The organism is Pseudoalteromonas sp. 5Ae-yellow (assembly GCF_014077565.1).
Lineage (GTDB): Bacteria > Pseudomonadota > Gammaproteobacteria > Enterobacterales > Alteromonadaceae > Pseudoalteromonas.
Genome location: NZ_JACGWD010000018.1, coordinates 1 through 21,763, shown reverse-complemented (window position 1 = coordinate 21,763; position 21,763 = coordinate 1). Strand labels below are relative to the sequence as shown.

17 protein-coding genes and 1 tRNA gene are annotated in these 21,763 nt (G+C 36.5%); 4 read left to right on the top strand and 14 right to left on the bottom strand.

Going from position 1 to position 21,763, the window contains the following annotated elements; genetic code table 11:
* Positions 1-111: 111 nt before the first annotated feature.
* From H4J63_RS07090 to H4J63_RS07025, 14 genes are all read right to left on the bottom strand, one after another.
* The gene (locus H4J63_RS07090) at positions 112-627 is read right to left on the bottom strand and encodes a DapH/DapD/GlmU-related protein (protein WP_182195630.1); all 516 of its coding nucleotides are present in this window, start codon (positions 625-627) and stop codon (positions 112-114) included.
* Complete coding sequence (locus H4J63_RS07085) at positions 624-1,874, bottom strand: lipopolysaccharide biosynthesis protein (protein WP_182195627.1); 1,251 nt, start codon at positions 1,872-1,874, stop codon at positions 624-626. The genes H4J63_RS07090 and H4J63_RS07085 overlap by 4 nt, the downstream gene beginning before the upstream one ends.
* 49 nt (positions 1,875-1,923) lie before the next feature.
* A complete protein-coding gene (locus tag H4J63_RS07080; protein WP_182195623.1) occupies positions 1,924-2,925 on the bottom strand; it encodes a hypothetical protein in 1,002 nt (333 codons plus the stop codon).
* 30 nt (positions 2,926-2,955) lie between these two features.
* Positions 2,956-3,639 (bottom strand): cytidylyltransferase domain-containing protein, encoded by a 684-nt coding sequence (locus H4J63_RS07075; protein WP_182195622.1) that lies wholly within the window; start codon positions 3,637-3,639, stop codon positions 2,956-2,958.
* Entirely contained in the window at positions 3,632-4,693 is a 1,062-nt protein-coding gene (locus tag H4J63_RS07070; RefSeq protein WP_182195619.1) for a nucleotidyltransferase family protein, read from the bottom strand. Before H4J63_RS07070 ends, H4J63_RS07075 begins: the two co-directional genes overlap by 8 nt.
* Positions 4,683-5,339, bottom strand: a complete 657-nt coding sequence (locus H4J63_RS07065; RefSeq protein ID WP_182195616.1) for an acetyltransferase — start codon at positions 5,337-5,339, stop codon at positions 4,683-4,685. The genes H4J63_RS07070 and H4J63_RS07065 overlap by 11 nt, the downstream gene beginning before the upstream one ends.
* A complete protein-coding gene (neuB, locus tag H4J63_RS07060) occupies positions 5,329-6,402 on the bottom strand; it encodes an N-acetylneuraminate synthase (RefSeq protein WP_182195613.1) in 1,074 nt (357 codons plus the stop codon). The genes H4J63_RS07065 and neuB overlap by 11 nt, the downstream gene beginning before the upstream one ends.
* A gap of 8 nt (positions 6,403-6,410) precedes the next feature.
* A complete protein-coding gene (neuC, locus tag H4J63_RS07055; RefSeq protein ID WP_182195610.1) occupies positions 6,411-7,565 on the bottom strand; it encodes a UDP-N-acetylglucosamine 2-epimerase in 1,155 nt (384 codons plus the stop codon).
* Positions 7,565-8,719 carry a LegC family aminotransferase gene (locus H4J63_RS07050; RefSeq protein ID WP_182195608.1) on the bottom strand — a complete coding sequence of 385 codons (1,155 nt, stop codon included), beginning with the start codon at positions 8,717-8,719 and terminating at the stop codon, positions 7,565-7,567. The genes neuC and H4J63_RS07050 overlap by 1 nt, the downstream gene beginning before the upstream one ends.
* A 15-nt stretch (positions 8,720-8,734) precedes the next feature.
* The gene (locus H4J63_RS07045) at positions 8,735-9,925 is read right to left on the bottom strand and encodes a UDP-N-acetylglucosamine 4,6-dehydratase (RefSeq protein WP_182195605.1); all 1,191 of its coding nucleotides are present in this window, start codon (positions 9,923-9,925) and stop codon (positions 8,735-8,737) included.
* Positions 9,926-10,033: 108 nt separating this feature from the next.
* The gene (locus tag H4J63_RS07040; protein ID WP_182195603.1) at positions 10,034-10,981 is read right to left on the bottom strand and encodes a Wzz/FepE/Etk N-terminal domain-containing protein; all 948 of its coding nucleotides are present in this window, start codon (positions 10,979-10,981) and stop codon (positions 10,034-10,036) included.
* 82 nt (positions 10,982-11,063) lie between these two features.
* Positions 11,064-13,739 carry an SLBB domain-containing protein gene (locus H4J63_RS07035; protein WP_182195600.1) on the bottom strand — a complete coding sequence of 892 codons (2,676 nt, stop codon included), beginning with the start codon at positions 13,737-13,739 and terminating at the stop codon, positions 11,064-11,066.
* A gap of 122 nt (positions 13,740-13,861) precedes the next feature.
* Positions 13,862-14,644 carry a YdiY family protein gene (locus H4J63_RS07030; RefSeq protein ID WP_024596589.1) on the bottom strand — a complete coding sequence of 261 codons (783 nt, stop codon included), beginning with the start codon at positions 14,642-14,644 and terminating at the stop codon, positions 13,862-13,864.
* 186 nt (positions 14,645-14,830) lie between these two features.
* Positions 14,831-15,649, bottom strand: coding sequence for a mechanosensitive ion channel family protein (locus H4J63_RS07025; RefSeq protein WP_182195597.1), 819 nt, complete (start codon positions 15,647-15,649; stop codon positions 14,831-14,833).
* A 284-nt stretch (positions 15,650-15,933) separates the two neighbouring features.
* Here H4J63_RS07025 and H4J63_RS07020 point away from each other — a divergent pair.
* The 4 genes from H4J63_RS07020 to H4J63_RS07005 all read left to right on the top strand — a co-directional run.
* A tRNA-His gene (locus H4J63_RS07020) sits at positions 15,934-16,009 on the top strand.
* Between the two features lie 320 nt (positions 16,010-16,329).
* Positions 16,330-17,655 carry a hypothetical protein gene (locus tag H4J63_RS07015; RefSeq protein ID WP_182195594.1) on the top strand — a complete coding sequence of 442 codons (1,326 nt, stop codon included), beginning with the start codon at positions 16,330-16,332 and terminating at the stop codon, positions 17,653-17,655.
* A gap of 12 nt (positions 17,656-17,667) precedes the next feature.
* Positions 17,668-18,789: a FecR domain-containing protein gene (locus H4J63_RS07010; protein ID WP_182195591.1), complete on the top strand. Its 1,122-nt coding sequence runs from the start codon at positions 17,668-17,670 to the stop codon at positions 18,787-18,789.
* Between the two features lie 39 nt (positions 18,790-18,828).
* A partial coding sequence (locus H4J63_RS07005; RefSeq protein WP_182195588.1) for an Ig-like domain-containing protein occupies positions 18,829-21,763 on the top strand: 2,935 nt, incomplete at its 3' end.

Below are 21,763 nucleotides of genomic sequence, written 5' to 3'. Positions count from 1 at the left end.
AATTTCCTACACCTTTCCATTTATTAATTAGCTTTATTTGCCTGAATACGAATATTGGACTAGCAACAAAAGCTAACTAAATTATTTAAAAGTAACTACTTTTAAATAGCGCTAATTGAATTTACCTTCACTTTTAAGCCTATAGTAGTGTTCAGCATTTCTTTGGCTGAAAACAACAGCGGGGTGACCTCCAGCTATTGATAGCGGGGGTATATCAGAAACTACTACGCTACCAGCTTGAATTACGGCTCCCTCACCAATGTTTACGCCAGCTAAAACTATAACTCGGCTCCCTAACCAAACACTTTCACCTATATTAATGTCTTTGGTAACATAGCTATTATCGTAAGGTAACGCGGTTCCGTTAATATTATGGTTTTGCGTTATCATCATACATGATGAACCTGAGTGAAAATTATCTCCTATAGTGACTTTCCCCGCTCCTGATATCTGCATACCATTAAAATGACAGTTTTTACCTAAATACGTATGATTATTGAAACTGCTTTTAAAGTTTATATTTGGTAACTCGTCATAATGTGTAATTTGTTTAATAGCCTTATTTGTATAATATCTTTTTCTTATACGGCGTCTAAATTTATTGATAAAATTGAATAAACCTTTCATCTTTCCTCCTTTAATCTCCACGGCATATCAAATAACTTTGCGCTTATGAGCCAAGTAAATATAAACTGACAAAAATTCGCAATTAAAAAAGCTAATGCCGCACCTATTAGCCCATAATTTGGTATGAGAATTAATAACAAGACAATATTTAATGCACCTGAAGTTATTGTTACATAAGATAAGTATTTGGTTTTTTTTATGTAAAAAATGTAATTCGTCACCATAAAATACATCCCAAGAAAAACTTGCCCGGTAACTATAAAAGGTAATACTCTCGCAGCTTCATGGAATTGTTCACCAACTATGAGTTTTAGAATTGCGGGAGCAATCAAGAATGATAAAAATATTAAAAGAGTCAAAAACAAAAAATATATATATGTTTTTTTTACAATCGATTTTTTTATAAAGTTATCATTTTCTTTCAGCTTTCCAAACAGCCAAGGTGAATATGCCTTATTAATACTATTGAAAACTATATTTAAGGCATTACCTAAGTTAACAGCAACCATGTAAATGCCAGTCATTTCCAACCCTAACTCTTTATTTATTACTAAACGATCAATAGAAAGTAATAAAAAGCCTCCTAGAACGTGGGGGATTAATGGAATGCCGAATGATAGTGCATATTTTATGTCAGCCTTGTTGTATTCAAATATTACGAGCTTATCATTGCGAAGAGTGAAGTATGATATTATTCCAATAATAATACTTGTTATCACAATCCCATAGATGCGCCCGTTTGGTCCTAACTCAAATAGAACAACCAACAAGAGGCTAAACAGCAAAACTACGAGAGCATTAGTTACCTGAAGAGTTCCATATGACTTTGCTCTACCCCTGATCTGCCACTGGCCTAAACGTATGTTTAGGGTGAAACTACAAAAAACACTAAGTAATCCTAAATAAACCCAAAGCAAGGGAATACCAAGATATGCTGCAAGGAGCCCATCAATAAGTGCTAGAATAATTACCGATATAAGTGTACTACCCACCAATATCAAAAAGCAGTTACCATTGAACCTAGCTAATTCAGTAGACGTTATTTTTTCATCAAAGTAACGGCGATTTGCTGCGCCATAAACACTTAAGCCTATTAAAGAACTTAAAGCTGTTGTGAAAATACCAAACATCGCAATTTGGCCATATTCCTCTGGTTCCAAATAGCGAGTTAAAATCGGTAGCAAAATAAAAGGAATAGCAGAGCTAGCAATCGAACTTAATGTATAAATAAGCGTATTTCTTAACAAGGCTCTTCCCTTAACTTTAAACGTAATGTCATTATGCAAATACTTCTATTTATATCTGAAAGCTAATTTTTTTTATTTCCATACCAATATCTGCATAATAATCGTAAACAATATTTACATTTTCTAGCGATACTTTTGATGTTAAATATTCGCGAACATCTACGGCGACTAAATCAACCTGCGAATTAAAATTTAAATAGCACGTGTAAAGCGCCGTCGAATAATAAGAAAGCACTTTTACAGGCATAATATTGGTTGACAGGTAGTAGTTTTCTATAGGTTGATTTAAGTTTTTAATTTTAAATCCAATTTTTTTAATTTTATTGAGTTTCTTTTCAGACTCTTCTCTATGAGGTATATAATAAAAATCATCAATGTAGTAGTGTTTAAAAATGGTGCTTAACACATACAACTCATCATTTTCTTTCATATAACCTGCTTCAGACAACTTTCCACCTATGAAATAATGACTATTATCTACTGATATTTTATGATTTTCCTTCTTGCTTTTATAGTTATAGTAATTAGTTTGCCCCGGAAGCATAAACATACTTAAGTCAAAAAAGGTAAATAAATTGGGCTTTCTTGGTTTAAGTAATAATTTTTTAAAAAGTTTCTTTTTTAAGCCTTTTATTTCAAATACACTTTTATTTTGCTTTATAAATTTTTTCTGCATAGCTATCGTAACCGCTCCATCATCCAATAAGATCGACTCTCTTGGAGCTATACAAGCTTCATAAATAGCATAATCAGGGTTTCTATATTCACCATAGAACAAACGCTCTACTCTATTCCGATACTTAAAAAACAATTTAAATAAAAAAGAAAAATATAAAAAATATCCTAAATAAAGGTTGGTATTGTAAAAAATGTGCACTTTAGCCCATTTAGAATCTAACTCACTCATTATTTGCTTATGATTATTATTGTTTTTTTCGTGTATATTAATGAAGATAATTGTTTTTTTTATTTTTAATAAGTCACGAACCTGAGTTGCAGATATTAGTTGTAGGGGACTTTCCACAAAAAAAATATTGAATTTTTCACTCATAGTTTATACTTATTTTATAGGTTAATATTCTCATTGTTTTAAATAAAACTCTGCAATTTTAAAGTCAATTTTTTCATCGATATCAATGGAGTTTTCTCTATCCATTAAATACGCAAAAGTATTAGCTTTTAACATAAAGCTACCTGCAGCTAATAGTTTTTCTACCTTACAAATAAAGATTGCACCGTTTAATCTATAGTACTTTTCTAGATCTTGACTGCGCTTATTAAGCACTTCGTCATTCAAAAAATTATCCATCGATAGCTCACTATTCAAGGTATTCGACCATAAGGGTGAATGATCCATCTCGCATACACTTACTATAGAATCAGCTTGTTTTTCAACTAATAACTCTATTGCACTATCTAAATGTATGCGACTTCTAAGAGGGCTTGTGGCTTGTAATAAAACTACATAGTCATACGCTTGTGTGTTATCAATAACGTGCTTTACTGCATCGAAAGTAGTAGCAATATCAGAAGCAAGTACCTCTGGCCTCTTGATGGTATCTGCACCATGATTTTTAGATATATTTAATATTTCACTGTCGTCACTAGTAACAATAACTTCATCAACATATTTACTATTTAGCCCTGCCTCTATACTCCAAGCAATTAAAGGTTTTCCAGCTAATTTTAATATATTTTTTCTTGGTAGCCTTTTACTTCCTCCTCGGGCTGGAATTACTGCCAAAACTTTTTTACCATTAATCATTATTAATTCCTAAGGTATTGATATCTAACTGTGCTTTTTGAAAATCATCATGACGCCCTACATCTAACCAATACTCATGAATAGGGAACTTCAATGTTTTAAGCCCTTCTGCTTGTTTTTGTTCAAATAAACTTGGCATATCTAAGTGCTGCCTCTTTGGAAGTGAATTAATAATATTGTGCGAAATCACATAAATACCAGCATTAACAAAGTAACGGTATGTTGGCTTTTCTACCATGCCTGTAATTTGATGCCCTTCACCTTCAATTACTCCAAAGGGAATTTTAACCTCATAGTCACGGACACACATTGTGGCATCGCTAGCCTTTTTAACATGAAAGTCTAGTACTTTAGAAAAATCAACATTCGTTAAAATATCGCCATTAATCATAATTAATGGTTCTTTCGGTAAATCATCTGGCAGTAGTGAGAGCGCGCCCCCAGTGCCAAGTGGCGTTTCTTCATGCACATATGTAATTTCAACGTCAAAATTATTGCCGTTGTCAAAGTAATCCATGATTACCTCTGGCAAGTAGTGTGTAGAAATATAAAACTTGTAAAAGCCATGATTTTTAAAATTATTAATTAATGTTTCAAGCATTGGCTTGTCGCCCACCCGTAGCATTGGCTTTGGGCAATTATCAGTGAGTGGACGTAATCGGGTTCCAAACCCACCTGCCATTATAAAAACTGGGTTTTCACGCTTCTCTATTATTAGCGTTTCATGAAGTGTTTTTAAACCAACTAACTCATTATTGTTATTAACTATCGGCAGAGATAATATTTTACGAGATTGCATTAATAGCTTAAGCTCATTACTGCTTAACGAGGCGCTAGCACTGACTGGGCTTATGTTCATAATCGTACTTACTGGTGCTGTTAACTCAATACCTTTGAGTATACCTCTTCGTACATCACCATCCGTTATCATGCCTACCAGCTTGTTGTTATCAACAACAAGCGCGACTCTAAGCGCTTCTCTATCGATCACTTGTAACGCTTCTTTGATTGAAACTGAAGGTTCAATTACTACTTTTTGCCAATTAACTGTCATTACTTTCTAATCCTTTAACTATTGCGCGCGCACCATAAACAACTGAGTTCGCTGGAATTGATTTTGTTATATTTGCGCCAACACCAATTATACTATTTCGGCCTATAGTAATATCATTAATTAAATTACTACCCGTAGCTATGTGAACATTATTTTCTATTACAACCTGGCCACTTAATGTAGATCCTGGTGCTAAATGACAATTTGCACCAATACTGCAATCATGGTCTATTGATGACGAGGTATTTATAATCGTGTTTTCTCCAACTACAGTGCCGATATTAACTACGCAATTATTCATTACTTGAACACCGCAACCTATTACGGAATAGTCTGATACGATGGCTGAATCAGCAATGACCGTGGCAAACTCATAGCCTAGTTTTTTAAAGCGATTATAAATCGCCTCTCTTACAGATTTGGAAGGCATCGAGCCTATACCGTTAACTAACAAAACTTCTTGAGGGTTAAATTTAAGAATATCATCATCGTTGTGAAGTAATTCTATATTATCAAAGAGATTACCGGCCGCTATTAACTCAGGTGCAACTACACTCACTATTTTTTTATTTTGCTTAAGGAGGATCTCTGCTAATACCGCTGCATGTCCCCCACCGCCAATTATAATAAGTGGCTTATTTTTCATCAAGCAACTGCCCTATTGAGTAATCTTTAGTTACTGGGGAATTTAGTAAATTCCAATAATTGATTGGTTCTATTCCACCACCAGGGCGCTTCACTGACATATTTTCAGCTGTTAATACATCTCCTTTTTTAATCGCTTGAGCCGCAACTAAACTTTTACGCGCAACAGCTTTATTTTTAACTTCTGAAGGTCGTGGCCCTTTAATGCCATCACCTAATATTTGTTCTACAATGCGAATACCATCAACCATCTCTTTTAATTCGATAGGATCAAGAGAGGCTTTGTGATCTGGGCCTGGCAGTGCTTTATCGACTGTAAAATGCTTTTCAATTAAAACAGCCCCTTTAGCGACAGCGGCAATAGGTACTACAATTCCTGCACTATGATCTGAGTAACCTACTTCTAGCTTAAAGGCATCTTTCATGGTGTCCATGGCATTTAAATTTATATCATTAAATGGTGCTGGGTATTCGGTAGTACAGTGTAAAAGTGTTACTTTTTCTTTTAATAATTGCTTACCTTGCTCTGAAAAATACGCTGTTTGTAATGCTTCTTCTGTTGGATTGCCTTCTGGGTTTAAATAACCAAAAGCAATTACTGATAATACCTGCTCTATTTCAGAAAGCGTTGCCATACCTGTTGATACGATTAGATCACAACCTGTTCTTGCGTGTTCTAGTACTAATGGCGCGTTAGTAATTTCACCCGATGGTAGTTTTAGGCGCGTTATTCCTAAATCATCAACTAAAAATGAAAGGCTTTCTGAGTCAAATGCGGTAGATAAAAACTCAATACCTAACTCATTACAATATTTCACTAGCTTATGGTGCGTTTCGTAGCTCAACTCTAATCGCTTTAGCATTGAGTACTGAGACTCTTTTTGACCACTATTAGTGACTTGATACTCTGCTTGTTGTGCATCTTCAGTGACTAAATTTTTAGCTTTAAATGTTTGGAATTTAACTATATTGGCTCCTGCTTGATGCGCAGCATCAACAAGAGAAAACGCTATGTCGTCACTGCCATTATGGTTAACACCAGCTTCAGCTATAATTAATGTCATGGAGGTTCTCACTTTAAATCGTAAAAAGATTTGCTCGGCTCAAACTCTAAAGATTTGAGCATTTGAATTGCTTGAGCACTTGCATTGCCGGCGCCATATGGATTAATAATTGTTTCGCCTGGAGTTTTATAAGTACCAGTAACAGCAGTCGTTATTGCTGCAGAAATAGCGGCTTTTGTTGCTATGCAATTAAGTACACTTTTAGCAGCTAAACGGCCTTTTTGCCTTACGCCTATATTAACTGTAGGCACATTAAATGCTGGTACTTCAATGATCCCACTTGATGAGTTGCCAATAACAACAGCGGCGTTTTTTACCGTGCTTAGGTAGCGCTTTTGCCCCAACGAAGGTATTGCACAAATTCTATTAGGATGTTGTTTAGCATAGTTTTCAAGTATTGGTATGATACGGCGCCCACCATCATCGGCATTTGGATAGGTTAAAATAATTTGATGATCTTGAAACTCATCTAACGCATCTAGTAATGCTATAAAGCTTTGCTCTGGAGGCTCTTCACCTAGCGTTACCGGATGATAGGTAACAAGAAAGTAAGGCTGTTTCAAATTAAAACTTAATGAGTTGCCAATTTCATTTACGCTCATAAACTCACTACGTGCTAAATGGTCAAGGCCAATTGCGCCAATGTTTTTAACTCGTTCAGGTACTTCACCTAGCTGTATAACACGTTGCCGATACCCCTCGGTAGAGGTTCCGTGTAAATAGCTCAGCTTAGTAATGGCATGACGAATAGCGTCATCATAAGCACCTTCGGTGATTTCTCCACCATGTAGGTGCAAAATAGGGATGCGCATTATCATCGCAGTTTGAGCGGCTGCAAGTGCTTCAAAGCGGTCCCCTAAAATAACCAATGCATCGGGCTTTAATCGACTTAATGCATCTGTAAATCCAAGTACACCCAGCCCCATACTTTTAGCGGTACCGACGGCCGTATCTGATGAGAGTAAAATTTCTATTTTTTCATCTATGGTAAAACCATCTTGCTCTATTTGTTTATAAGTTTCACCAAATTCAGATGATAAATGCATGCCTGAAACTAATAGCTGTAATGTAAGCTCTGGATCATTTTGAATATCTTTTATTAGCCAATACAGCAGCCCATACTCTGCTCGAGTACCTGTAAATACAGCTATTTTTTTTGTCATTACAATTTGCCTAAACTATTAACTGGAGAGCTTGGTATATTAACTAAGTGAGCCTCAATAAACTCTGAATGGCTTAGATCGCCTCTCATTACCTTTTCGAACATAGGTAAACGATGCATTAATTGCCATACTGGTCGAGTCATTACACCATCAGCATTTGTCTGTTTTAATAGTTTTTCTCGTTCACTTTGATTTGGACAAATAATGGCGTTTAACCAATAATTTGATTTTGCATAATTAGGCTCAGTGACAAATTTAAAATCAGACCCATTAAAAAAGTCTATATATAAATTCGCGAGATAGCGTTTATTGTCGATAAATGCGGCTAAGCTTTCCATTTGCGCGCAACCAAGTGCAGCGTTTAAGTTAGGCATGCGATAATTAAAGCCAGCTTCATCATGAAAAAATTCATACGGATGAGGCACTTTAGCTGTGGTAGTTATGTGTTTGGTGTGCTGCCCCGACGCTAAGGTTTTGCATAAAACCATACCGCCACCACCGGTGGTAATTATTTTATTACCATTAAAACTAATTGCACCAAAATCACCTAAGGTACCGGTATGCTTACCTTTGTAAAAAGATCCAAGACTCTCGGCTGCATCCTCTACTAAAGCGATTTGCCATTCGTTACACACACTAATTAGCTCATCAAGCTCAACAGGGTGACCAAATGTATGCATTGGAACCACTGCCTGAAAGCGCTGCTTTGTGGTTTTATGCACGGGGCCCGATTCGGTTAATACTGCATGTTGCTCTAAAAAAGCAGACAAAGCTTTAGGGCATAACCCCAAGCTGACGGGTGATACGTCAACAAATGCTGGCTCTGCTCCCATATGATGCAATGCATTACAAGTTGCTACAAAAGTAAGGGCTTGAGTTATAACGATATCGTTATTTTTAACTCCCACCATATACAGAGCTGTATGCAACGCTGCGGTGCCATTTACAGTAGCAACTGCTTTTGCGGTTCCGGTGTAATTTTCAATGTGGGCTTCAAAGTCATCTACAAATTTACCAACACTAGATACAAATGTACTGCTTATTGTTTCAGATACATATTGTTGTTCGTTCCCTGAAAACGTTGGTGCGTGTAAAGGAATGAACTCGTTAGTTTGGTAGAGATCTTTCACAAATGAAACAAGCTGTTTAGTCATAATATATTTGCCTAATTACATTTTACCATCAAGGTATTTGCCCGTTTCTTTATGCCCAAAGTCAGGTAGCATTTTAAAGAAAAGCGACACAATTTCGTCTTTTGCCCAAGATTTATTAGTTTTCATTTGAGTAATTGCTTCTTCAAATTCGGCTAACAAAGTTTGTTCGAAAATAGCGTCATTTTTAATTATGCCTAAATTTTCAAAACGTTCCATAACTAGTGTTTCATTGTCGGTAAAAAATTCTTCAAAGTCTTTTTCGCCGGTGGTGTCACTTTCAGTAAATAAACACGGCCACTTACCTTGAGCCGGTAGCGTTTTTACTAGCTCACGTGCTTCTTCTTCAGTTGTACATAAGAAAGGTTCGTAACCACGATCTTGAAGGTATTTTACAGCAATATCTGCAAAGGTAATTAAGTGTAAAGTTTCACTTAGTTTTGGAAAGAAAATGTCTCTATTTTCACCGAAAATACATGACATTAAACATAGTTCACCAGACTCTTGAGGTGTAACAAAATAGCGTTTTATATCGCTAGGAGCGACTATTGGCTGCTGCTTTTGTATGCGTTGGTTAAAGCCATGTAATAATGAACCATCAGAAAAAGCGACGTTGGCAAATCGAGCGGTAGAAATAGCGATTTCTTCGCTTTTACGCATTAAAAACATTTCCATGATGCGTTTTGAGGCTCCCATCATATTTACTGGATTTGCTGCTTTATCAGTAGATACACAAAAATATTTTTTTGCACCACAATCAATTGATTGTTGAATTGTTTTATCCGTGTTGAAAACATTTACGTCAATCATACGCATTAAAGTAAATGGGTCTTTTTCACTACGAACATGCTTAAGTGCAGATAAATTCAATACATAATCATATTGCCCATCTGCTTTTATAAACGCATCGTATTCTACTGAGCCAATATCAAGTGCGAAGGTTTGAAAGTCGCCGTCGATATAGCCAAACGAACTACGAACATCGCGAACTAGCTCAACCATATTATTTTCGCTTATATCAACGACATGAAGCTTTTTGGGGTTACGTTTGAAGATTTCTTTTGTAACTGCTTGACCAATAGAACCTGCGCCACCAAGAACAAGAAATTTTGACTTGTTAACTGCTTCAGTTAGTTTTAATTCATGCATTGAAATATCAGTTGAGAATAATTCTTTTGTTCTACCGATTAGCGATATAATTTGACTCATGTGAAAACCTTAAATTAAAAAGTTGAATATATTAATCTCTTAGAGACTTCGGTTAACAATAATTATAATCACTATTTATTATTATAATTAAATTTAAAGAGTTGGGTGCTATCTCTCTTTTCTTAAAAAATATCGAGTTAAAACAGTTACAACACTTAAAATCCCCCCTAAAAGAAATCCGAATATACATATAAGCGGCCTCTTAGGCTTAAACTTCTGTTCAGGCACTAGTGCGGGATCAATCGTTTTAAAAACATACTCATCTCTTACATTAGCAAACATAATAGTTTTAGTTTGCTCTTCAATTAGCTTATATAGTACAGCCCTAATATCAGTAATTTGAGTTTGCTCTAGTTGGCTTGTTAAAAACTCTGTGCTTTTAATTGCCTCTTCAACATCTCTCGATTTCATAACGCTATTAATATCTTCTATTAACCAATTAACCCAACGCTGTGCAACCACGGGAGACATGTGCTCAATAGATATCGTAATCATCCCACTTTCTTTATCCATATATGCGACTAGGTGTTCGCGAAACTTTTTATAGGCCTCCTGCATAGAAGGCTCAGGCTTATAGGGTGCTTCAACCTCCCTAATCCAGTTATTTTTGCTCTTGTCATAAATAGCCTCATTATAATAAATTATATCATCGAGACGATCCCAAGATTTTACAGCCATTAGATCTGGTAATATATTATGAGCTTTAATAAAGTCAGTAGTAAACTTGCGAGACTTCAATATTTCGAGCGCTAACTGCGTTTTATTTCCGCCTCCATTACCACCTAAGTTAACTCCTGCTAAGCTAGCCAGGCTGCCAAACTGACCTGAAAGTGAGCTTAGACCGCTAACTGGCTCTTTTTCAGAGGCCGTTAGCAATGCCTCTGCTTTATATATGTTAGGCTGATTTAAAGCGTATAGTACTGCTAAAGCAGAAACTACAGTTGTTAAAGTTATAACTAGCCACCTACCTTCCCAAATTACACGAAATATCTCTCGTAGGTCGATTTCATCATCAGTAACAGGTACATTACTGGAATTTAAATTACTTTTGCTCATATAAAATATTTACCAATCCTGAGTATTATAAATACACTTTTGCAAGTTACTTGTATTTACACTACGAAAATATTTGAATGGGTTAAATGCCACTTATCGCAGCAACCGCTACACCTAATTGGTACATAATCTGCGTAGCAGTACTCCATAACGTCAGCTTATCCATATGGCTTGTATCCATTGGTATTACAATTGTATCTCCAGGCTCTAACTGCTCTGAGTTATTAGCAGCAAACCAGCCACCTGTATTTGGTATTTTTACGGAGCCATTTGCTTTAATAATATAGATGCTATCTTCATTGGCACGCTCTTTAAGACCACCGCTTAGATCAATGTAATCATCAACACTTACACCAGCTTTAAAAAGATGCGATGTAGAGTAGTTAACTTCACCAATAATACTTATAGAATCACGCTTACTTGGTACGTAAAGTGTATCGCCATCCTGAAGCACTAAATTCTGTTTGTTATCTACAATTAAAGGTAAATCTATAACTAGACGCCCTACCGCTTCAACACTTGCTAGGTCATTTAGTAGCTTATTCATTTCATCGTACGAGAGTGAATTACTGCTAACTGAGTTTTGAAAACTTTTTGATGCTATATCACGGCGTAGCTCGGTTGATAAACGGGCTAGCTGTTGTTGCTCTTGCTCTTTAATAGAGACGCGGGTAAATATTGCTGCTTTTTGCTCTGCAAAATTAGAAAATCCGCCCGCACGTTTAAGTAAATCAGTAAGCGTTTCACCTCGGCGAATAGTGTATGTGCCTGGAAACTTAAGCTCACCTTTTAATTCTACTTTTACATTTTCTTGCCAATTTGGAATTGCAAAAACGTTGATGCTGTCTTTACTTTGTAATGTAATATTACTTTGAAGGTCGCCTTTCATGGCGCTTTCAAGGTCAAATCGTAAGTGTTCTATTTTAGAACCATCGCTGGCTACAATACGTGTAATTTCAGCTTGTTTTACGTAGGCAGACTCTAACAGGCCACCGGCTGCTGTTATTAAATCACTTACCTCACCACCAACCATTAATGGGTAAATACCTGGAAATGTAACGTTCCCGCTAATTTCAACAAGTTGCATGGCTTGGCTTACAGATGCTTGTTGCTTAAATTTAGCAATAATTGGCGCTAATAAATTATGGCGGCTAAATAATGCGTAATCTTCAGGTTTGAGTTCTTGGTTTTCTTCTTTTGCTTTGCGTTTAGAAATTCCAGCAATTGTTAGTATTTTATTGTCTCCAAGAACAAGCTCTTCGTCTTCTTGATTAACACCAATATATTTTTCGAACTCTTTTTGCTCAAACTTGTGCCATTGCTCTGCTTTTTGTTGCTGCTCTTGTTGCTCTTGGCTAAGGGCCATATTTGCTAGAGCTGATTGCTCTGCTTCTTTTTCTTCAAAACGACTAAATACAACTATCTTGTCATTAGCTTTAAGTTGTAAGTTGTTTTCAGGATTTTTAATAATTGCTTGAGCAACGTCGAACTGATGCGCTTCTATATCGCCGTTTACATTTATTTCGCGGATGACGAGGCCGTAGCTTAAATCGGCTTGCGGTAGTAGGTCACCGCGTATAGATTTAAGTACATCTGAAATACGCTTGCCTTGGTGCCATTGATAATTACCTGGGCGTGCTACTGCACCAATTAAGCTAACTGAATTTTGGTATTGCGAGCTAACCGAATTAAAACGAATACGGTCGCCATCTTGTGGGATATAGTTAATTTGTGGTTTTGAAAAATCGACCGAGAGTACTTCTTTACGATCGAAATTAAAGCGCTCTACAATTGCGCTTTTAGCGTATGCATTGGGTTTAAGGCCTCCGGCCATCGCTAATAACTGCTTAGCAGACTCGCCTTTTTTAAGTTCAAAAATAGCGGGACGTTTAACTGCACCTTCAACTGTTACTTGAGCGCCAACTGACGGTATAAATACTGCATCGCCCGGTTTTAATACGATGTCGTTGCTGCTATCGCCATTAATAAGTAAGTCGTAAAGGTCAAAGTTTGCAACTACGTTGCCTGCGCGTTTAACTTGAATATTACGAAGAGAAGCAATGTCAGACACGCCACCGCTTACGAATAATGCGTGCGAAACGGTTGTTAATGAAGAAACACTGTAGCTACCAGGCTTGTAAGCTTCCCCTAGCACTAAAATACGCATGCTACGAAGCTGACCAAGCGACACAAACGCTTTTACACCTATTACCTCTTGCTCTACTTTTACTTTTACTAATTCTTTAATTTCAGCAAAAGTTAAACCGGCCACTTCTACAGGGCTTAAATCTGGAATACTAATACGTCCTTCACGGTCAACTATAACTTCAAAACTGTCACTTTCTTTACCATAAAAGTTTATTTTTAATTGATCGCCAGGGCCCACAATATATGTATCTGGTACTGCAGCATTTTCGCTTGGCATAAATGTAGTTGGTTCACCTGCAAACAATTCGTAACCGTATGGTTTTAATTCGTCTGTTTTTGGTTTAAAGCGCTCTTCATCTGTAAGCTTTTCTTTTTCGGGTTCTGCGCGCTCACCAATACTATTTTGCTGCTGAGTATTATTTTGATTATTAGATTGGTTTGTACCAGTGATCGTTGATACATCGACACCGTATTGTTTTGCGAGGGCTTCTTGTTGAGCTTTAGGTAACTTTTTAAATTGCTCAATTTGAGACGCTGTTGGCGTAAAAGCCAAAGTACTAAAACTACAAAGTAGAATAAAAGCACTAATAAATTGTGTAAAAACTTTCACGAGTAGGTATATCCCTAGGTCTACAACCAAAATTGGCCGCTATAATACCTTAATTTTAAGCAAATAAAAAAGGGACTTTCGTCCCTTTTGTCACTTTAGTGTAATTAACTTAACTACATTGGTTAAAAACTGTAAACCAACGTGAATGACGTTTCAGTGTCAGTGCTTTCTTTGTCGTCAGCAACATCTGAGTTGTTAGTGACATTAAAAGCGACTTTCATTTGTAACGAGCCGTTTATTTTTGCAAGTAATGCAGTTTCAGAACGAGTTTTAGTGTTTGTATCACCGTACTCAACAGCAACTAATTGAGTAAAACGTGCATTCTCAGAAATTTGCCAGTTGTAATCTAACTTACCTAAGGCAATTACTTCGCCTTCAAATTCACCAGCAAGAGAGTTACCGTTGTCATCAACTTCAGTGCTGTCATCTGGGTATTCAAAGTATTTATAACCAGGACCAATTTCAGCACTTAACCACATAGTTTTTTCGTTTAATAAACGTAAACCGTAACCTGCAGAAATTACTGACTCACTTCTATACGCTCCAAAATAATCTGAAACGTGTGAACCATAAATGAATAAATGAGAATGATCTTCATTTAATTTGTAATTACCTTGTGCAGAAATTGAATACTTTTCGTTAGTGCGCTGCTTGTTTTTGTCACCATTTGCATCTTCAACTTCATCTTCTTTGTAGATGCCGTCTAGCTTGTATTCGTTGTTCCAGTGTTCAAGATTGTGCTGAACTTTGATGCCACCTTTAAGTGTGGTCGTTTCTGTATTACCACTTGTGACAATAGCACCTAATTCACTGGTAACTTCCCATGTTCTTTGTTCTGCGTCTGCAGCAAATGCGTTTGTTGCAGCAGAAGCCGCAACTAAAACTGATAAAAGCTTTAATTTCATTAAAAAATAACCTTTGTATAAATGTACATCTATTTTATTAAAGCATTACTTGTTAGAGCAAGCTAAACAGCTAAGTAATAATGTAAAAAATTTTCATGCAGCAAATACCGCATGAAAATTTTATGTTTAATAGCTCTTTAGCACTATAACAATTAAAGATAACTTTAATTAAATAACTATTTAAAATTAGTCTTGCTTGTGAAAGTGAACATCCATTTGTGGAAATGGGATAGTAATATTTGCATCATCTAATGCGATTTTAATATTTTCCATTAATGACCAGTAAGTAGGCCAATAATCAGCAGCGTTAACCCAAGGACGAACAATAAAGTTAACACTTGAATCGCCTAACTCATTTACAGATACATTGTAAGCTGGATCTTTAAGTATGCGTGTTTCTGCATCTAATACAGATTTTAATACTTCTTTTGCGTGACGTAAATCAGCATCGTAGCCAACACCAATAACTAAATCGATACGACGAGTAGACTCTCGTGAGAAGTTAGTAATAGCACCAGACATTATTTGAGAGTTTGGTACGATAATTACTTTGTTATCTGGAGTACGTAGTTCAGTTGAGAATATTTCGATTTTTTTAACCGTACCCATTTTATTACCTGCTTCAACAAAGTCACCAGACTTAAATGGACGAAGTAAAATAATTAGTACGCCTGATGCGAAGTTAGATAATGAACCTTGTAATGCTAAACCAACAGCTAAACCGGCAGCACCTAAAATAGCAATGAACGAAGTTGTTTCAATGCCAATTTGCGAAAGTGCCATTAAAATAGTTACAGCAAATACAAGTGTGTACACAATACTTGAAACAAATGAAGCGACAGCTTTATCTACTTTCTTTTTAGCAAAACCTTTTTCAGTTAAGTTAGAACAAAACTTAGCAACACGACTACCAAGTAAAAAGATAACAAGCGCAACAACAGCTTGTATACCGTAGTGTAAAATTAGGCCTGAATTATCGTTAAGCCAATTAAGTACTGAATCCATATTTACTCCAAATGTTTTTTATTAAGCGTTTTCGGGCATTATTATACATTAATTTACAATTTACTCTCATGAAATAATGAATTAATACTATTAAATGCAAGTATATTCTATTTTTTAGAGGCATTTATGCGATAAAACATAGCCTACTTTGAAAAAATATTAACGACTAAATACTAATTATATTTGCCTGATTTAAATTATTTTAATTTATTTCACTTTTGGGCTTCACAACAATTATTATTTTATGTATTATGCGCGCCACACCAAACAAGGTGTGTGTAGTGGCGGTTGTAGCTCAGTTGGTAGAGCCCCGGATTGTGATTCCGGTTGTCGCGGGTTCAAGCCCCGTCAATCGCCCCACTTTTTCTCCTAGTAATACCCTTTATTTATATTTCAATAATCTCCCTAAATTATCTTTTTATATCCTATACAGAATATCTAACCTTTGTTACCCAAATTAATTACTATTTTAAGCTAAAGCAGTTTATCAGCAACCTCTTCTGTTTTAATAAGTTTAATTAGAAAATTTATTAAACAAGTATTTAGCCTAAATTAAATAACATTTATTTAACCAATGTGATTATATTGGCTGTACTTAAGTACAAAAAGTGCTAAATTTCTAGTACATACATCTCTTTTTATACAAAACATCAAACTTCTACTGGGATATAAAATTAAGCATGATTAAACAGGTTTTAAGAAATTTACTGTGTAGTTGTTTAGCTGTAATGAGCTTTAACTCATTGGCTCAAAGCAATGATGAATATAATAAGCTACTGATTGAACTTCAAAAATTAGTTTCTGAAAAAAAATATACTCAGGCTTATCAAAAAAGTAATAGTGAATACCAGTACCTGGGTGAACCCGTATACGATTTTTTACTAGGGATCTCTGCACTTAAAACAGGGCATGCGGCGCCAGCTGTATTTGCCTTTGAACGCGTGGTTGAAAATAATCCTAGATGGTATGAAGCTCGCTTGTACTTAGTTCGTGCTTATTTAACAGTTAATAATTTACCTGCTGCCGATACTCAAGCTTTAATACTAATTAACTCACCTAATACACCTAATAACATAAAATCTTCAGCACAGTCGTTACTTGATACAACCACACTTAAAAAACAAGAAGCTAGGCGTTCTTATAAGCAAAATATTGAGCTTGCCCTTGGCGTAGATGGCAACGTAAACGCAGGTACTGCAGAAAATACGATTATAATTCCTAATATTGGTGAGTTTTTGTTATCGCCAGAAAGTAAAAGTACGCAAGACAACTATGCACGACTTAATTACAGAGGAAAGTACTCTCACCCTATTGACCAAAAAAGCTTAATCACTTTAAGTATTGATACCGGGTGGTACAAGTTTGAAGAACTCAGTCAATACGATCGTTTAAATGCGCACATGAATGCCGCCTATCAATATAAACAAAATGACATAAGTTGGTTTGCACGAGTTGCTACCACTCCGTTGATGCTTGACGGTGAACTTTATCGTACTGAATCAGCTTTAACGGCCGGAGCTAATTTTACGCTAAATAAACAAGTTAATTTATTTAGCTCTGCGACTGCTGGTGTTTTGAATAATAGGTTTGATGAAAAGCTCGATAATTCGTTTTATACATTAAATGCAGGTGCTAGCTATGCAACTAATCAATGGTTTCAAAGTTTAAGCGTTAACGCCAAAAACGAAAAAGCCGATATTACTGAAGGCGAATTTAATAGCCGAAATATTACTAGCTTGTACTACCAAGCAAACACTCAGCTGGCTCAACATTGGCAGTTGTTGTCTCTTGCTGGATACCAATGGATTAATTATAAAGAAGATCACCCTTTATTTTTACAAGAACGTGCCGATAACCTCTTTATGCTTTCGACTACTGTTCGCTATTTAGTTAATCGTGATTTAGCAATACAGTTGGCTGCAAACTATCAAGATAAATCCAGTAATATTTCTTTATTCGAATATGACCGTTTAGATATCAATTTAAGCGCTTCTTACTCATTTTAATTTAAGGTATTTATGAAACATTTACTCCCTGTAATTACCACTTTACTGTGTGTAAGTTTTTATACGCAAGCAAATGATCCTGCTGGTAAAACTATTTTAGCGCGAGGCTCAGTACTTGCGGTTGATGGAAGCTCTGAACAACAACGACAGTTGCAGCGCAGAGATACCGTTTTTGGTGTAGATCGCATTACGACTGGAGAGAAAAGTAAAGCGCAGTTTTCGATGTCGGATGGTGGTTTAATCGCTTTAAAAGAAAATTCAGAACTAAATATTGCTAACTACGAATTTGATGCTAATACCCAACAAGGCTCCGCGTCCATTGAGTTACTTAAAGGCGGTTTGCGCTCTATTTCAGGTGTGATTAAAAAAAATGGCGGCTCTTATAGTGTAAAAACTCCCGTGGGCTCTATTGGTATACGTGGAACACATTTTGAAGTTCAGCTCGTTGAAGGCAATGTATTTTTAGCTGTATGGGATGGCGCAATAGATTTAACGTTAGAAAATAGTAGCGTAGTTTCTTTGGGTGATAACGAAGCATTTTCGTTTGCGCAAATTACAGCCACTGGTGAAGTATTAAAAACGACGCGTGCGGCACGTGTGTTTGATCAAAATATTGTAACGATCGATCCTAAAGATGACAACGAAGAAGAAACTGAGCAAGTAGCTGCAACTGAAGTTGAAGTAAATGCCTTTGAAACAGATGCAGATGCTATGGATGTATATTCTGAACAACAATTTCAAACAGTTAGCAGCGCGTCTTTAGTTGATCAGATAGCTCAGCGCCAAGGTGTATTTAACTATGAAGCATCAAGCTTTAATGTAAATTCGAGTGTAGGTGCTGTTACTGACTTTGCTATGACTATGGCCGTTGATTTTGATAATGGCACAGTGCCTGATGGCGAAATTAGTTTTAATGATGCCGGCGGAAATTGGTATGCAGCCTACAGCGGCTTAATAAATTTAAGCGAACTTGAGCTGGCCGTTACATTTGCATCCCATGGTAACAATAAAGCCGAGGGCGATGTTGATGCAATATTTTTGAATGACCTAGACAACATTACTGGCAACTTTAATCTTAACGAAATAAATAATCCTGATGTAAATGCTAGCGGTTCTTTTAAATTAGAACCATAAACACATTGGATACAAAGCTTTTATTATGGAGTATTTAAAATGACAGCAAAAAATATATTTTTGCTTGGTTCTATGGTGTTTTTGTTAAGTGCTTGTGGAGGTTCAGAAGAAAGCCCTTCTCAAGAAGCTATAAAATCACCTACAGCTGAAGTAATACCGCCAACGGTGACTAGCTATATAAATTTGGCTGGTGTTATAGCGAGTAATCAAACCAAGAGTACAAAAGTTTTAGGTGCTGTCACTTCAAGTAGAGGAGTTGTTGGAGCAAGTTTAGCTAATACTCGCGCTAATATTGTTTTTCCACAAACAAACGACACCGTACAAGGTAATGTTTCTTTTTTACTTGAAGCTTCGGATACTGATGGCATTGCTGAAGTTAATTTAGTACTCCCTAGCGTTAATAAAAGCATATCACTTTGTTCTTCTGATTGTGGTGTTGACTACGAAAAGTCAATTATAGGCCTCAGTCCTGCGCTTTATGGCGTAACTCCAGGGGAAATACGTCTTGAAATATGGATAACTGACACTTTAAATAATCAAGCACTTGCTGATGCAATCACTTTTAACTGGCAACCATATCAAATTGAAGGTGTTACAGCACAACGAGACGAAGATAATATTAATCTTTCGTGGCAAGCCAACCCCGAACTTAATCGTTACAACGTTTATATTGCAACTCAAGCTGGAGTCTCATCTACTAATATTAATGAATTAGAGAATGGGCAACAATTTTTAAGTATTCAAGATACTGCATTAAGCATTACCGAGTCACTTACTAATAAAAGTTACCAAGTACTTATTACCGGTGTTGATGGCAGTGGTGAAAGTGGTTTTGCTAATATAATAAACATAGCGCCAGTGGGTGGAGAGCTTGCATTTGCACCAGAGGCAAATGCCGATCAGTTTCAGATAAGTGAAGATCAAACTCTGCAAGGTAACGTACTAACGAATGATACGAATCAATACAGTGGCGATTTACGTGTAAATGCAGATGCATTAATTCTACCGCAGCATGGCACTCTTAATATAAATGAAAATGGGGATTTTACTTATATCCCTATTGCAAACTTTAATGGTGAAGATGCCTTTAGCTATCAAGTTGCTAACGAGCTAGGTATGACAGACACCGCAGTTGTAGAGATAACCATTTTAGCTGTTAACGACGCTCCTATTGCGCTTGATAATACTTACAGCGTTACAAACAATGGAACCTTAGTTGTCCTATCGCCAGGCTTACTTATAAACGATAGCGATATAGACTTAGATGACTTAACTGTTGATACAACGCCGGTTAGCGAACCAACAAGAGGACAATTAACCCTTTTTGATAATGGTGGCTTTGAATACCAAGGCGAGCAAAATATGCAAGGCCAAGACAGTTTTCAGTACAGAGTTGTTGATGCACAAGGTGCTCAGGCTATTGCAAATGTAACCATTGTAAGTTCAAACACTAACGTAGCCCCTGTAACAAACAATGATAGCTATAGTTTAAGCGAAGATGAAACACTTGTGGTTACAGCAGCCAATGGTGTGCTTAGTAACGATACTGACCCAAATAATGACAGTTTTTCAGTTGATGAAACGTTTATGGTGGCACCCACACATGGCCAACTATTATTAGCAACTGATGGCAGCTTTAGTTATGTGCCGGATGCTAATTTTAATGGTGTTGATCAATTTCAATATCAAGCTATAGACTCATTAGGTGCAACCTCTACAGCCACAGTAACTTTAGTAATAAACAGCGAACCCGATAACCCTGTTGCACAAAATGATGCCTATCAATTTAGCAAAAATAAACTATTTGAAGTAACAGTACAAAATGGCTTGTTAATTAACGACTTTAATATTGAGGCTGGTGATTTATCGGTTAATACCACGGCAATTAATACAACTCAAAATGGCGAACTAACATTAAATGCTGATGGCTCGTTTACCTATCAGCCAGACTTAGGTTTTATTGGTGTAGATAGCTTTACCTATTCAATTTCAAATGAGCAAGGTTTAACTGCAACAGCTCAAGTAACCTTAAGTGAAAGCGGCGTTAATACTTTTCCAGAAGCCAATGACGATCAATATACGTTAGACGAAGACAGCTCTGCCTCTTTTTTAGATGTGCTAGCTAACGACACTGATGCAGATGGCGATACAATAAGTATTTCTAATATAGAAAATACTGCTGGTGAAGCGACTATTGTCGCCGGAAAAATACAGTTTACTCCACCAGCAAATTTTTCAGGTGAAATAGTACTAACTTATACCATTACTGATGGTTATAGCACTGGTAATGAAGGTATAAACGACAGAACAGCAAGTGTGACGATTACTGTTACACCCGTTAATGATGCCCCTACTGCAAATGCTGACTCAGCAACGATGAACGAAGATGCTCCTGCGTTATTAGTTAACGTATTAGCTAACGACTCCGACATTGACGGCGATACTCTTGTGATAACAGCCGCTACTGCAGATAGAGGTTCTGCATCTGTTGTTGATAATAAAATCCAATATACGCCTGCTCCGAATACAAATGGAACCGCAATTATTAACTACACAATAAGTGATGGTAACGGCGGTACTGCAACTACTAACTTAACAATTACTATTATTCCCGTAAACGATGCTCCAATAGCAAACGCAGACTCAGCTACAATAGATGAAGATGCAGCGCCAATACTAATAAACGTATTAGCCAATGACTCAGACGTGGATGGCGACAGCCTTACCATGAGCACAGCATCAGCTAATATTGGCTCTGTATCAGTGGTTGGCAATCAAATTCAATATATACCGGCAGCCGACGACAACGGCTTAGCAACAGTTACTTATAATGTTAGTGATAGCAATGGCGGCGCCAGTACAGCAACGTTAACTATCACTATTACACCTGTAAATGATGCTCCAATAGCAAATGCTGACACGGCAACTATGGCGGAAGATGCAGCGCCAATACTGATAAACGTATTAGCCAATG

Coding starts and splice junctions, on each gene's coding strand:
- neuC (WP_182195610.1), bottom strand. CDS start 7,565: ATGACAAAAAAAATAGCTGTATTTACAGGTACTCGAGCAGAGTATGGG.
- neuB (WP_182195613.1), bottom strand. CDS start 6,402: ATGACATTAATTATAGCTGAAGCTGGTGTTAACCATAATGGCAGTGAC.
- H4J63_RS07075 (WP_182195622.1), bottom strand. CDS start 3,639: ATGATTAATGGTAAAAAAGTTTTGGCAGTAATTCCAGCCCGAGGAGGA.
- H4J63_RS07030 (WP_024596589.1), bottom strand. CDS start 14,644: ATGAAATTAAAGCTTTTATCAGTTTTAGTTGCGGCTTCTGCTGCAACA.
- H4J63_RS07040 (WP_182195603.1), bottom strand. CDS start 10,981: ATGAGCAAAAGTAATTTAAATTCCAGTAATGTACCTGTTACTGATGAT.
- H4J63_RS07010 (WP_182195591.1), top strand. CDS start 17,668: ATGAAACATTTACTCCCTGTAATTACCACTTTACTGTGTGTAAGTTTT.
- H4J63_RS07080 (WP_182195623.1), bottom strand. CDS start 2,925: ATGAGTGAAAAATTCAATATTTTTTTTGTGGAAAGTCCCCTACAACTA.
- H4J63_RS07045 (WP_182195605.1), bottom strand. CDS start 9,925: ATGAGTCAAATTATATCGCTAATCGGTAGAACAAAAGAATTATTCTCA.
- H4J63_RS07050 (WP_182195608.1), bottom strand. CDS start 8,719: ATGACTAAACAGCTTGTTTCATTTGTGAAAGATCTCTACCAAACTAAC.
- H4J63_RS07025 (WP_182195597.1), bottom strand. CDS start 15,649: ATGGATTCAGTACTTAATTGGCTTAACGATAATTCAGGCCTAATTTTA.
- H4J63_RS07090 (WP_182195630.1), bottom strand. CDS start 627: ATGAAAGGTTTATTCAATTTTATCAATAAATTTAGACGCCGTATAAGA.
- H4J63_RS07065 (WP_182195616.1), bottom strand. CDS start 5,339: ATGAAAAATAAGCCACTTATTATAATTGGCGGTGGGGGACATGCAGCG.
- H4J63_RS07070 (WP_182195619.1), bottom strand. CDS start 4,693: ATGACAGTTAATTGGCAAAAAGTAGTAATTGAACCTTCAGTTTCAATC.
- H4J63_RS07015 (WP_182195594.1), top strand. CDS start 16,330: ATGATTAAACAGGTTTTAAGAAATTTACTGTGTAGTTGTTTAGCTGTA.